This is a genomic window from Yaniella soli, from assembly GCF_054782375.1.
Window position 1 is genome coordinate 1 of record NZ_BAAGSP010000032.1, and the last position, 13,204, is coordinate 13,204.

Sequence of the window (13,204 nt, forward strand, 5' to 3'; positions counted from 1 at the left end):
GCCCATGAACTCAACACCCGACCCCGCAAAGGCCTAGGCTACCGAACCCCACTCGAAGCCGAAGCCCACGGTGTTGCCTTGACGATTTGAATCCAAGCCTAAACTGCTTATAAAACGCTGAGTACAAGTCTTTCCTTGAGTTGCACAGGCATCAGTTTTTTCGATCATTAACGAGCCATAAATTCGGTCATCTCACTGTCCGAAATGGCGCTCCGAACACGAACTGTGAGATGTTTTGTGACAGTGTTTTGACCAGTCTTCAGGTTCCGCTCCCGACACCTGAAAAGCCTTCCAAAGGGCGACCATTTCGGTTGTGAAACCACTCAAAAGACTCTCGTCGAAGCCTCCGAATTGAGCTCTGTAGCCTGCCGATCAATGCCGCTATACGAGCACACCGAACACTGTAAAAGTACCGAAGAAGTGCTTTGCCTCTCGGCCTTGTCTGTCGAGCAAGCGGCAGTTGTTAGATCGTCCTGATTGCCCCAATGCAATAGGCGTTCACGACAACATACGGGGCACCACGTGCACTCCCCCAAAACATGTATTGTGCAATCAACCGGAAGGCAAAGCACCCCGCCAGGCGGCTCGCTGGGAGCTTCTGACGGGGCGGTGTGGATGGGAGGGTGACTTAGCGGTCGAGGCTGTCTTCGAGGTTGTTTATGAACTCGATGAGGTCAGTGTCGGAGAAGAGTCCGGCTGTCTCGACGTTGAGGTTCGCAGGAGCCGCTTCGAGACGAATATCAGTCATCTTCGAGCCACTGAAGTTTGCAGTGAACAACCCTGCGTGATCATCATCGGCAGGGAGTTCAATCATACCCTCGCCCGACGCGGTGTCCCCTAAGCAGACTACCCTGTATTCGTAAGGTGGATAGAGGGTGTAGCGGATGTCTACCTCATCGCTGTGCGTTACGGTGCAGCGATCTTTGGGTGGGAATGATAGAACTTCAGCGCGGCTAAGGTTGGTCCCGAGTTCAACTGTTGTACCGCTGAGCTCTGGTGCCGCAGATTCCATCTCTTCGTACACTAAGTCAGCTATTTTTGGGGCGGACTCTGTCTCAACATCCCCAAGCATGGGTTGAGGACCGGTGTGAAGATTGGCGATAATGGTTCCCATTGGTTCCACAAATTCATTGCCAGTAAAATCGATATTTAGAGGTGTCGTAGAGCTGACTGGTCCCGATATGTAGACACTGTCGCTGTCTAAAGTTTGTCCTTCGCTTGTCTCCATCTGGAGACCGGATTCGAGCAATCCCGTCAGACCTGGGTCTCCACTGGGATTGTCGCCAATTTCATAGATGAAATCTGGCTCTTCCAGAAGCCATTCCCCATCAACTTTGATTAACTCGACCTCTGACTCTTTGCCATCCACTTCGATTGGAACCGAGATATTGTCCGCATCTTCCGCGTCTCCCATCTCAGGTATTTCAGAGAATTCAGGTGCTGTAATCCCCTCTAGGTGTATGAGATTTTCAGCCACCACGTCATGAGGGTCTGCCACGTATTCCAGCGCCGTACCGATGTCGTTGGCACTCAGTGCAGTGGTGTACCCTTGGACGACTTCTTGAGCTGTTTGGGACGGACCTCCACAAGCGGTCAACGCTATCGCCATCAGAGGGATTGCCGTCACAGTCTTTATCACCGACAGTCTTCGAGGGGTCTCCATTATCTTTCCTTCGTCTCAGTATATGAAATTTACGTCTCACTATGTGAGCTTAGTGATGATTTGCACTACATGCACACGAGCACTGTAGTAGGGCTCATCTGATCACATGAACTCATACTGGTGTCCCCTATGACTAGGTGTTTCATGAGTTGAGAGGCATTTGGACAGAAAAAAGCCGGAGACAGGACAGACCCACCTCCGGCTTTGCGCTGCATCTCAGTCGTCTCGACCGAACGCCTTTCGCACCGCGCGACGCCCAGGTCCAATCCACTTTCCACGACTGTCTCTCAGACCAAGTGCAGCCTCTTGGATAGTAAAGGCATCGTGCTGTTCACGTATCACTTGGCCGATGTTGTCTGATAGCACTCTGTCGTTTTCCAGCAATGCCTGGTTCTCCTGCCGGACTGCTGCAAGCTCGCCTTTGAGCTCTTGGACGACTTGAAGCAGATCACCGGTCCGGTCTTCGACTTGCTTGGGCTGGTAGACGAGCTGTTCTTCAACAGCCTCAGTGGCGTACTTGTCCATAATCTGTCGCACTGTGAGGTCTTCACTGTTGAGGGTGACTACATGGTCATCAACCTTTTGAGCCGCCTCTGGGAAGCGTGCTGGAGCTGGTCTGTAGTGGCACATCTTGATGGCCCGAACGACCTCTGACCCATCAAGCACATTGATTGCCTCTGGCGCATCGTCAAGACCATAATCGCCATATGGGAGCTCGTTGAGACGGTCGATCTCAGCCTGCTCAACCTTGGCCCGTTCGGGGCTTTTCTTCTTACGCCTGTTCTCGGGCTGACGGTCCCACTCATCTATGTGCTCTTTGACCCGGAGACCGATAGATTCCTGCTTGCGCTCTTCTAACTGTTCGACCATAGCATCTCGATACTGGTGACTTGCGATGACGGTTCGTGCGATGATCTCGTCATCAATTTTTACACGGTCATAGAACTCGATGGTGTCTTCAGCTGTGGTGAAGCGTGGTGGAAAGTAGAAGCTTCCGCGTTGAGTGATGTCGTCTTGGTGCATGGTGAGATTCGTTTCAGGTTCGCTGCGTTCATACTCGCTATAGCGACCCCCTTGATCTCGATGATCCTGACGAGCCGCTTGCGCGGGTGTTATCGAGCTCATCGTAGCAATGCCTCCTCCGGATCATTACATGTTTCACAGTCAAGAGTTCTTACCACCAAGTGGACCTCCCCCTGACTTCCCATCAGTAGGCCGAATGTTCGGCGTATCGCCCTTGCCAGTGATGTCTGATTTCTCACCAGTTTTCGGCTGCTCAGGCTGTGGAGCATCAGGCAGCTTGACCGGTTTTTGCTTCTGAGCCTTCTGACCGTTCCCCGACTGGTTCATGGCCTCACGCGCACTGCGCGCCTGCTGTGCGAGACCCTGATTGTGTTCCTTGATTTCTCCACGGTGGGCTGCTCGTCGTCCGCGACGCTCCTGTTTCTCAGCCTTTACATTGTGAGCTTCTTCCTCCCGCTTGATGCGCTCATCGTGGGCTGCCGCCAGCTGTTCTGGGTCGTGAGCATCGAAGCCGTGCCGTGAAGCATAGGCAATGTCCTTTTGCTCGTCGGTGGCGCCGGACTGCTGGTGCGCTGGCTTGAATGTGTCAGCGACTGCGGTGGCCGCAGATGCGGTACCAGTCTTTGCCTTATTCCAGTAATTGGCAGTGGTGTCTTTGACATTGTCAGTCGTATTGCGGATGCCCTCAGAGGCGACAGAGACCTTATCCTGTGCCCATTGGCCAGCCCGAGACTCAACAGCCTTTTGTTGCACTGCTTCAGCTTGCTCTGCCATGTTTTCACGGACCGAACCGCGCTGCTCACCGATTTCTGGCCGACCAGCTGCCACGTAGGATTCAACGTCTCGTGCAAAGGTCGCCCGATTTTCACGACCTACCAGACCACGTGCTTCCATGCGGCGTTTGATGGCACGTGCACCGACAACGCCTGCGGCTCCAGCGGCCATCAACGGTAGCCCACCTGCAAGGCCAAGTGCACCTGCAACAGTGGTGACGCCAGCGACTTTGGCTGCTGTGGATGCTGCCTTGCGCAGATTTCCACGAACACCGCGAGCCTTCATAGCGGCCATGCCGTTCTTCGCACCATTCCACATGGTAGAGCCGATATTTCGTGGTTTCAGACTGTTCATCAAGTCGGCACGTTTTTGCTTCTTTTCTGCCTCTTGCTCCATGCGGCGCAGACGGGCAACAGCCTGTTTATCTTCAGCGGTGACTGGTCCACCGCTGCCATCATTGAGACCAGCCGATGCTGATCCAGCTGTCTCAACGCCAGCGCCTGGGCCACTACCTGTTGCAGTTGCAGTTGCTACGCCGCCAGAGCCTTCGGCAGACATTTCACCGGCCATAGAGCCTTCCGCATGGTCACCCGATGTTGGGCCGCCAGTGCCTACTCCAGCCTGCTGGTTATCGCGCTCTTCTTTCATCTGACCTTCACGCGAGCCATCCCGATGATCGGCACGTTGCTGGTTGCCACGGAAACGGTTCGTAAGGTTGTTGGCGGTGCGCTTGGCGCGCTGTGCCATATCCTGGCCACCGGACCCGCCAGCAGCATTGATTGTGGCGTCGCCGCCATCTAATGAGAGGCCCTTACCCCAGGCTTTGGCTCCAGTTGGTGTCATCGGACTTGGTAGCTTCGCCCACTTGAATAGGAAGTGCAGCAGCAGGATAGCCATACCGGGCGTAATGGTGACCCACAGCAGGTACGGAATGGAACCCATGCCCATAAAGCCTGAGCCGACATTGTTCATCAGCGATGAGATGGCAACAATCATTCCGTAAAGCATCATGACAAACACTGCCAGTAACGCTGTGCCTATCAGCAGTTTGGCGGCTTTGAGCAGCGGTTGGAATGAGTCTTTTGTGATCAGAGCTTTCAGGGCCATAACGAACAGATATATGATCACGAGAATCAGCGCTGCGCGCACGAGTACGACCATCAGCGAGATGAAGCCAAAGACGACAAATAGAATGACCGATGAGATCATCATGATGCCGGCAGAGCCGACAGCACCGATTGGTTGAGAGCCATTGACGTGGTTGACGTAGTCGGCCATCGGAGCGCCCTGACCTAGCTCATCGAAAACGTCGCCTTTATTGTTTGGCATTTCAAAAGGGTCAAGGTTCTTAGGGTGGTAGTCCCCGCTTGCGGTATCCCCATCGTCAGCGTTCCAAGCCGTGTGGCAGTCTTCTGATGTAAGGCCTAACTCATCTTTGAAGCCGTCACGCGGTGTCCAGAATCCCTCGTTTACGCCAATGGTGTCCCCTGGCTCACAGATCGAAAGGAACATCATTGCCTTGTGTTCTTCTTCCGCGGACTCGGGGGCGATGATGCGGTTGACCTGCCGGTCGATCCGGTCAACGTCACTCTCAGCATCCTGGATGGCTCCAGTGAGCGACATGGCACCACTTGCAAACTCACCATTGTCGTATCCGCCGCGCAGAACGGTTCCCATCAGGTCAGCGCGTGACTCTATATCTGAACGATCAGCCGATGACTGCGGAAGACCAGATGTCCAGTCCAACACGTAGCACGCTGCATGGTTCTGTGGCGTGTCCTCCATCGATCCTTGTATTGGTCCAAATTGTGCTCGCATCCACATCATGTACCCAGTTTCCACCCAGGAGTTTGAGAGCATCAGCGGGATGGAGGCAGCAAGGTCTCCGGCGCCGTCTGTCATCATGTGGGTTGTGCGATACATTTCGTTGAGGGAGTGAACTGCAACCTGGCAGCTCAAGGTAGGGGAACCATTACCCTTCTGCGCATATCCAGCATCTTCTGAAATGCTCATGAGACCGTCGGAGGCAATAGTTGCCAAGTTGCTCACGACCTCGTTGGTTGTCAAGACAATGTTGGCCGGTGACAAGCCGTTACCATGCTGATCTTCTGTTGCAGCCATAGAGCCGCGAACCATGAGCACAAGGAGGGCGATAACAGCGATCTTGCCCAACAGCTCTTTCCAGGCCACCTGGAATCCCGTACCTCGCCGGGAGTTCCACAGCGCCATCCCGATGAGTCCGATCAGCAGTAAAGTGATCAGCGCTGCCCCGCCCTCATTGAACAGCAGGTTTCCGAAATCACCAACAGCCTCATCTACATGACCTGCCATTGCATCAATGGGACAGAATGCTGTGGCCCAAATGGAGGTTGAGGTCGTTCCCGCCCAGATGGTTGAGGCTATGGAGAACATGGTGCCGGCAATGTTTTCGCGGGTCATGCGCTCCATGTTCAGATCGAACATGCCCTCGTCGATGTTGGTGTAGAAGTTTGAGGTGGATTCTGACCAGCGGTTGATTGGCAGCAGTTCAGACGAGGCACGTTCTTCTGCGTCAATCTCCTCCCCCGCAACCACACCAAACGGATGCTCCCCTTCAAATGCTTCAGGGTTGCCACAGGCGTCAGTTATGACATCCCTGTCATCCGTCCGCAAAACAGCAGCCGGCATGACAGTCTGCATAGAGCTCTGCGCAGCAGAAGTAGTCATACTCTTCACAGGAGCGGACGCATAGGCTGACGGCACGGTAGCCGCAAAGATGCTCAGCAGCGCGGTAAGGAATATCAGGATGCGGCGTTTCATGCGTTTACGGTTCCTTCTACCAGGTCAAAGATGTCGAACGATTCGGCAGGTTTCTGCGATTCCGGGGTGGTATCAAAATGCTGCACTGGGCGAGAAGATGAACGGATGTGGTACCACTTTGAGGTGGATTCCAGCGGCTCTCCACACAGCATGATCTTGCCTTGGTGCACATCGTTGAGGCGGTCTTTCATGGCTTCCCATTGTTTGAGTTGCAGACCGGTTCTCTGACGTGCTTCAAAGACAAAGAAGACGATGCCAATCATGATGGGGACTAGCAGTAGACCCCAGCCACCCATGACGGAGAATAAGAAGAGTTGAGGTAGCAGTCCGAGGATGATGCCGACAAATACTAAGACCATCGACTTGCGGCGTACCTCCCACCGCATGAACACGGCAGTGCGGTCCTCTTGTGACGACACGCCTGTCATATCGGTGAGCATGTAGAGCGAATTCATCCTGGACTGCTACCTCTTCTCGTTTTCCTAGGGGGCTACTGGCTCAGTGGGTCTTCACCGAGGTTGACGACGAAGGCGATCAGCCAGTCGATTACACCCAGTAGCAGTGGGAAGAGGATGGCGGGTGCCAGTAGGGCGGTTCCGAGGATTGCTGCGCCGATGATGATGGCTGTACCATTACCCCAGCCACTGCCTTTGCGGTGCTGCCATAGGTAGGACAGGATGGCTGCAACAATCAGGATGACACCGATGATGTTCATCGCCATTTCTAGGCCGGGTGCCGACGATGTCAGGGTGGACCAGACTCGATCCCAACCGCCCTTAAAGTCGGTGACACCAAGAATTTGTGCGTTTTCCAGCATCATGTTCTGGAAGTCTGTATTCAGGCTCATCTGCCTCTCCTTGTGAGATATTGATCAATACAAAGTCAGCGCTATTTTCGACTTCAGTCAGTAGTGTCCGGGGGGTAAAAGTCTCGGATCATGCCGCCAGGTCGGGGCGAACAATTTGCAGAACGTCACGTTCAGACCGGCTAAATTGTTGACGTAACTTTGCCGGCAAATCCCAGCCGATCACCTTGGCGGATGCCCGGACAGCCGATGATGGCGATTTCAACGCTCTGGCTGCCGCACCGGGTTCCAAGGTGGCGGTCCGAGACAGGTGTTGCGATAAAGATGCTGGACTCATTGCATCCGGTGTCCCTGCTAGGTGCAGATCGACCTCTGAATTGCGCTTGGTTGAGAATCGTCCATGGTTGTCTCTGGGCTGTCGTTTGCGGCTCATTGTTATGCGGCTTTCTTGTTGGATTTCTTCTGCGGTGCCACCCCGGTGTGTTGATCTGGCAGGCGTGCTGAAAGTGCTGAGATGGTCCACATCTTGTTCACGTGGCGTGCATCTCGACCATTGCGGGTCAGGGTGTTCATCACACTTTGCTGCTGACCCATCGACAGGTTTTCTTCTCCACCGAAGGGCTTCATCAAAGCTGCGATCTCTGGCTTGACAAGGCCTGTTTCTTCATCGAGGTCTTCACCTTGCTCCCAATCAGCTACAGCTTGGGCTGCTTTTTCCGATGACCCGGTGGTGCTGATGTTCAAATCTTGGAAGGCTGCCTCGAACTCAGCCTTATCTAGTGATGGCTTGATTTCTGGTGCGTTGCCGTCGGTGAGCCAGCTGTAGGAAAATTGAGCTGAGGCGATCTGACTATCGGAGATCGCTTTGGGATTAACCTCTTCTAGGTCTTGGATGGCTTCGTGCACCTCGATGTCGGTGAAGTGATCTGGTGCATCTGATGCGTTATCCAGTAGGAAGCCGCCGATATTCTCTTCTCCACCCAGGTCGCCCTCCGAGCCTTCTAGACCGTCAAGTCGCACTGCGGTGTTTTTGAACGTGTAGAGGTGAAAATCTGGCTGTGGACGGTGGCGCTTCATCGTGGGGTTGATGTCATCCCAGTTATCCAGCAAATGATGACGAATCTTGTCTTTGTCGCCGCTGGACAAGGTGCCTTGTTCTTGCTCTCGCGCCGAGATGAGTTCGTTGTACTGGCGGATAGCCACTGAGTTTGGCCAGTGGAACTTTCCCTCACCCATGCGGGTCATCTTGTTTTTCATGGTGCGGTTGAGCCATGACTTGACCGACCCGACATTTTTGCCACCGTCTTTTTGATACCGTTCCATCACGGCTAGGACGGACTCTTGGGCCAGATCATCTGCGTCAAACGCTGAGTCTCGACGGTTGAATTTCATACCCATTGCAGCTCTGGCGTTACCGCGTGCGTAGTCCAATGGATCGTGGCCAAGCTCCTCGGCGATGTTGTCGTAGTCGTCCTGCTGGGTGTTTTGCGGCGCCAAAAGAGCAACGTCAGCCTCGGAATGAGACTTGGTGGTGTACTTGCCATCACCAGTTCGGTTGGACTGCTGTTTCTGCTGTGCTGAAGTCAAAGGTTTCGTCATGCCGGGTAAGTGTCCGGGACAAAAAGTTAACCCAGCACCCCGGCCCACACACCCTGTGCCCAATACATTCCGGCTAAGCAGATTCCTGCAATGGCCACACCGGAGACGGGGATGGTGAACGCCCAGCAGCGAATGGAGTCAGCTGATCCGAGCAACGGAATGGAGATGTACCCGTTATCGCGCCACAGGCTGTCGAGGAAAGGGGTTTTCTTCAGGAATTTGGGTGGCTTGATCTTCAAAGGCCAGAAGATGTTGCAACCTTCTTTTGTGAGCATGTCACCTGCAATGTGGACCGCAACGCCGAGCACGACACAGGCAATCAGCCAGGACGGACCTTGCGGGAAAACCAGCGTGGTGACGATGCCGACCATGATGCCTGCTGCCCAGGGTGCTTTGCGTGCTGTGTCTGGCATGAAGCGGAGCACTTTGAAGGCAAATGCTGACAAGAAGATCGCCATCAAACCGGCGCCGACGTTCAGGTCGCCCAGCCATCCGACATCTTTGATGACTAGAAAACTTGCCAGCCACGCGACGATGCCAAAGAACAGCGTGCCGACGATGGAGTGTGTGCCGTGGCGGTGACCGCCGGAGATAGTCATGAAGAATCGAGCCATGACCATGGTCAGCGGGGGCAGCGAGTGGGCGATAGTTGCGTTGTGGTGATCAATGTCTGGCAGCATGGCGGCCCCAGCGCAAATGATGGAGCCCATGAACACCCCGGCTGGACCGACATCCATTAGGCCCAAACCCAGCGGTATCGCGTCAGGCAGCCATCCCAGCCAGGAGTACGTCTCGGCCAACGGCTCGGTCACCGCGGTGATGGGAAGCTGGTAATCAGATGCCACGGCAACCCAGGCGGCTGCCCCACAGGCGGCGTGCTGTGCGCCCATCATTGGGCATCACCGGCCTGGTCGGTCTGCTGAATCGTGTGAGGTCGGGTCGGGCTATGCGTCATGCTCCGGTAGTGTCCGGCCCGATGCCGACATGCGGTTATTCGTTTGGGAAGAGTTCGGGAAAATCAGAGGGCTTCTGCATCATGACGGTGTCTTGGACTGGAATAGTCCGATGTGACCGTCCCAACTGTACGAGTCGTTCGATTTCTTCGGGGTTCAGCATTGCTGGCGAGGTTTTACCAGTACTGGGGTCAATTATGCCGAGATACAGGTATTTTATCGGGCTTTGGGGCTGAGAATCGTCGCTGTTGATCATACTTTGCCAGTGTCCGGCAGGTGATGTCTCGGGGACACCAGTAAGTCGGCTCGATAGGCTTAATGTGCTCCGGACACGGTAAGAATGACCTGCAAATATTTGAACACAGGAGGGGTCGTGGCGCAGAAACTTACTGAGGTTGAGATTGAGGAATCAATGCGCTTCGCCCACGGTGTGATGGCCGCGGCGGGGCACTCGGTAACAGACCCTCAGACGATATCTGACATCCGATCTTCACTGCGCGGTGACAATGACCCGCGATGAATACATGGCGCGGCTCTATGATTGTGTGATGGCTCCACCCCTATAACGCTGACATCAGCGGGTAGCGTCTCGCATCAACATGACATTGTCTTCCAATGACCTTCCACGGGTTGCAAGTCCTCGTTCAAACATGTCGATTTCTTGCTGAATCGTATCGAGTGCCTGCTGCTTCGAGACACCCTGACCCAGCAGCTCTCCCGGTGACAGGCTGCCGTCCTCGATCCACTCACAGTCTTTTCGGCATGTTTCTAGGCTGCTTTCGATATCGGATTTGCTGTGCCCAAATTTTGGAGCTTTCCGACCCTGGCCATATCTGCTCTCGTCGTTCCAGAGTTCTTCAAACGCTGCATCTTCTGCTGGTTTGACTGGCACACCCTGCTCGTAGGCACGACCGTAGGATGCTCGACGTGTTGCTTCTGATGTCCTTTTCTTCCGAATCGTGCTGTACCGGGGGCGGGTATCAACAGTATCTCTGAGCTTCCGATCATCTTGACCGCCGGACTGGATGGCTGGGTGATGCTCTGCTCGCATCTGCTGGAATGCCGCAGCGTACCCCTGGTCGATGTCGGCTTCAGTAGGGGTGTTGGCGATCTTGCGGAACGCTTCGCGGTTGATCTGGTCAATCTCTTCATCAACGTTGAGTTTCACAGTTGACTGGCCTTCGACCCGTCCGCCATCCTCAGCATATAGGTCGTCCAACGACAGGTCGCTTTCAAGGACGTGATCAAGCGCGGCGTCGAAGTCTTCCGGTGTATTTGGGGTGACGTGCGATAGGTAATAGGTGCCATCGTCGTTGGAGGTAATCTCAATGAACTCAATCTCCGAGGCGCGAAGGTTGGCGTAAAGCTGTTCAACAGGTGTTCCAGCAGGGGTCGGCTTCCCGAGGTTCACATCGGCCTCAGAATGGCTTTTGCTGGTGTACTTGCCATCGTTAGTTCGGTTTCTCTGCTGGGCGGTCTGGGCTGAGCTCATCTGGTTCTTCATGATCAGATAGTGTCCGGCCCTCATCTTCACCGTCTTCGCGCAGCCCAATGCGGTCATCTAGGCGTCTGCCGTAATCGATAACCCAGTTGCACGCCAGGTATATCAGCACGACCGCAAGTGACCACGACACGATATCCACCAGGGCACCGGAGACTTCAGCAGATGGTGAGGTGAGAAGCTGTCCCCAACCATCACCGACGCCTACCGATGCGCCAAAGTGGTTGGAGATCATGACAAACGGTGTGCTGACGACCACACTCAAACCGGTCAAAACAATGGCCACAAGACCGATGGCTTTCATTAGCCACTGAGACAGCGTTGCAACGTTGTTCAGCGCCGCTCCGAACCTCTGCTGTCGAGTCGGCGCTTCCAGGAGGTTACCACCCCTGCCAAGCAGTCTGTCACCTGGCACAATAGCTAACTGACCAAGGGTGGTGGATGCTATGCCGAATACAAAAATCGGCCCGGTGGCTTGGGTGATTTTTGGTAAAAATGTCACCAGTATTTCATGCAGTTCAAGCACGAAACCGGAGGCATCCGCTTCTGTCAGGAGCCACACCATGACCGCTACAGCTAACATCCCACCGATTGCCAAACCAGTTATGAGAAAGGATATGATCGCTAGCAGTGGTCCAACGAACCGTCCGGCCACGTTGCCGAACACAGATAGCGTGTGTCCAGCGATGCGTTGCAGCTTCATACTTTTGACATCATCCTGCCAATCCAAGCCTTATCCTCTCGGGTACGGGTCCGCCCGGTGTCAACTCTTGCAACGATTTGACACCGGGCGGAAGATCAGGTGATTGGCCGACTTATTTATCGGCTTTAGCTGACTCTAGTTCCAATGTTTTGAATAGGTCTTCACTGGTGATTTGGATACCGCTGGTCAGTGCCATTTCGACAAGTTGACGCTTGGTATTGTTGCTTTTCTTGAAACGGAAACCGCTCTTGGTGACCTTTTCATTTTGCTCGCCGGTCACACCTGGGATTTCTTCATCGAGTTCGGGGTCGTAGATGACGTTATCTTCAATGTCGGCGTCATCGAGTAGTTCGTTGACCATCGCGTCGTCTGGGACACGTTGGGTCTCTTCGCGCTTGACGGTAATCGAGGTGTAGCCCTTGTTGAGCAGCGCATCGACCTCACCAATGCCCGAGGGTGCTTCGGTAAACGTCTGCTCTACCTCGACTTCTTTTTCTTCAAAGTAGTCCGGGTAATGTTTTTCCAACCAGGTGTTGAACGCTTCTTTGTCGTGAAAATCGTAGACCCACTCTTCTGTCACCGTCTCGGATTGCGATGCGATGACTTCACCGTTTGGCAGTTTGATCTCTAAAGTGCGTTTGCCTTTGATCTTCTTGGCTTTTGCCAAAGCTTCTTCAAACAGCTTCTTATCAGCATCGGCTTCGAGTTTCATTACATCAGCCATAGCGCGGCGCAGTGTTGCCATGAACAACTCGTCATGTTTCACCTCGTCGGTCAGCTGGTTGTCGTCTTCTTCGATCACTTCAACGTCGATGATGTCTTGTTCAGTCATGGTGTTTCTCCGGTCTTTCCTACTCGGCAGTGGGAATGTTTGAGGTCTTTATGCTTGTACTAACACTGTGTCCGGCACTCCGGATTTACGGTCAGGGGAACTCGGACAACTGTCGATTCCGCATCGTGGCACCGATGTGTCGAGCTGTCAGACCGATGCCGAGGCAGATGATGCCCAGAGCAATGATCGGCACGAGTGCATCGGTTGAAGCGGCTATGAAATTGCCGATGGAGTCGAAAAGATCAAATATGACGGTGCTAAGAGTGATGTCCTGGGTGAACCACGACCATATGGAGTCCACTGTGAGGCTGACAGTTGCGATGAGCGGTATTGCCACGGCAAATGCCAATGGCCCCCACCCGAGCACAGTGATGACGAATTTGGCGACGGACTGAAACCGCTCCCATGCGCTAGGTTTGGGGTATGAGGTCGTTTGATGGCCCATTGCTGCTCCTGGTCTGAGGGTGTTCTTCTACCTCAAACGTGTCCGGCAGCGTGGTCATGGCAGACCGGGTAATGATCGCGGTTGACTTCCTCCCCACGGATGAATCC

14 protein-coding genes are annotated in these 13,204 nt (G+C 54.2%); 1 reads left to right on the forward strand and 13 read right to left on the reverse strand.

Features of this window, described 5'->3' with window-relative positions; all coding sequences use genetic code 11:
- Positions 1-628 precede the first annotated feature (628 nt).
- The 9 genes from ACYVJT_RS13215 to ACYVJT_RS13255 all read right to left on the reverse strand — a co-directional run bounded on the left by ACYVJT_RS13215 (position 629) and on the right by ACYVJT_RS13255 (position 9,872).
- Entirely contained in the window at positions 629-1,663 is a 1,035-nt protein-coding gene (locus tag ACYVJT_RS13215) for a hypothetical protein (protein WP_343958389.1), read from the reverse strand.
- Between the two features lie 216 nt (positions 1,664-1,879).
- The gene (locus ACYVJT_RS13220; RefSeq protein ID WP_343958391.1) at positions 1,880-2,788 is read right to left on the reverse strand and encodes a hypothetical protein; all 909 of its coding nucleotides are present in this window, start codon (positions 2,786-2,788) and stop codon (positions 1,880-1,882) included.
- 39 nt (positions 2,789-2,827) lie between these two features.
- The gene (locus ACYVJT_RS13225) at positions 2,828-6,259 is read right to left on the reverse strand and encodes an NADH-quinone oxidoreductase subunit J (RefSeq protein ID WP_343958393.1); all 3,432 of its coding nucleotides are present in this window, start codon (positions 6,257-6,259) and stop codon (positions 2,828-2,830) included.
- Positions 6,256-6,714 (reverse strand): hypothetical protein, encoded by a 459-nt coding sequence (locus ACYVJT_RS13230; protein ID WP_343958395.1) that lies wholly within the window; start codon positions 6,712-6,714, stop codon positions 6,256-6,258. Before ACYVJT_RS13230 ends, ACYVJT_RS13225 begins: the two co-directional genes overlap by 4 nt.
- Positions 6,715-6,749: 35 nt before the next feature.
- Positions 6,750-7,106: a hypothetical protein gene (locus ACYVJT_RS13235; protein ID WP_343958397.1), complete on the reverse strand. Its 357-nt coding sequence runs from the start codon at positions 7,104-7,106 to the stop codon at positions 6,750-6,752.
- 88 nt (positions 7,107-7,194) lie between these two features.
- Entirely contained in the window at positions 7,195-7,401 is a 207-nt protein-coding gene (locus ACYVJT_RS13240; RefSeq protein WP_343958399.1) for a hypothetical protein, read from the reverse strand.
- Between the two features lie 98 nt (positions 7,402-7,499).
- Complete coding sequence (locus ACYVJT_RS13245) at positions 7,500-8,663, reverse strand: hypothetical protein (protein ID WP_343958401.1); 1,164 nt, start codon at positions 8,661-8,663, stop codon at positions 7,500-7,502.
- A 26-nt stretch (positions 8,664-8,689) separates the two neighbouring features.
- On the reverse strand, positions 8,690-9,556 hold the full coding sequence (locus tag ACYVJT_RS13250) for a metal-dependent hydrolase (RefSeq protein ID WP_343958403.1): 867 nt from the start codon (positions 9,554-9,556) through the stop codon (positions 8,690-8,692).
- 97 nt (positions 9,557-9,653) lie between these two features.
- Positions 9,654-9,872, reverse strand: a complete 219-nt coding sequence (locus tag ACYVJT_RS13255) for a hypothetical protein (protein WP_343958405.1) — start codon at positions 9,870-9,872, stop codon at positions 9,654-9,656.
- 117 nt (positions 9,873-9,989) lie between these two features.
- On the opposite strand from ACYVJT_RS13255, the gene ACYVJT_RS13260 reads away from it, so the two are divergent.
- On the forward strand, positions 9,990-10,136 hold the full coding sequence (locus ACYVJT_RS13260) for a hypothetical protein (RefSeq protein ID WP_343958407.1): 147 nt from the start codon (positions 9,990-9,992) through the stop codon (positions 10,134-10,136).
- A 54-nt stretch (positions 10,137-10,190) separates the two neighbouring features.
- Here ACYVJT_RS13260 and ACYVJT_RS13265 read toward each other — a convergent pair whose 3' ends face one another.
- The 4 genes from ACYVJT_RS13265 to ACYVJT_RS13280 all read right to left on the reverse strand — a co-directional run bounded on the left by ACYVJT_RS13265 (position 10,191) and on the right by ACYVJT_RS13280 (position 13,097).
- The gene (locus ACYVJT_RS13265; RefSeq protein ID WP_343958409.1) at positions 10,191-11,120 is read right to left on the reverse strand and encodes a hypothetical protein; all 930 of its coding nucleotides are present in this window, start codon (positions 11,118-11,120) and stop codon (positions 10,191-10,193) included.
- Positions 11,068-11,847 (reverse strand): hypothetical protein, encoded by a 780-nt coding sequence (locus ACYVJT_RS13270; RefSeq protein ID WP_343958411.1) that lies wholly within the window; start codon positions 11,845-11,847, stop codon positions 11,068-11,070. The genes ACYVJT_RS13265 and ACYVJT_RS13270 overlap by 53 nt, the downstream gene beginning before the upstream one ends.
- 85 nt (positions 11,848-11,932) lie before the next feature.
- Positions 11,933-12,652: a hypothetical protein gene (locus ACYVJT_RS13275; RefSeq protein WP_343958413.1), complete on the reverse strand. Its 720-nt coding sequence runs from the start codon at positions 12,650-12,652 to the stop codon at positions 11,933-11,935.
- A gap of 91 nt (positions 12,653-12,743) precedes the next feature.
- On the reverse strand, positions 12,744-13,097 hold the full coding sequence (locus ACYVJT_RS13280) for a hypothetical protein (protein WP_343958415.1): 354 nt from the start codon (positions 13,095-13,097) through the stop codon (positions 12,744-12,746).
- Positions 13,098-13,204: the final 107 nt, after the last annotated feature.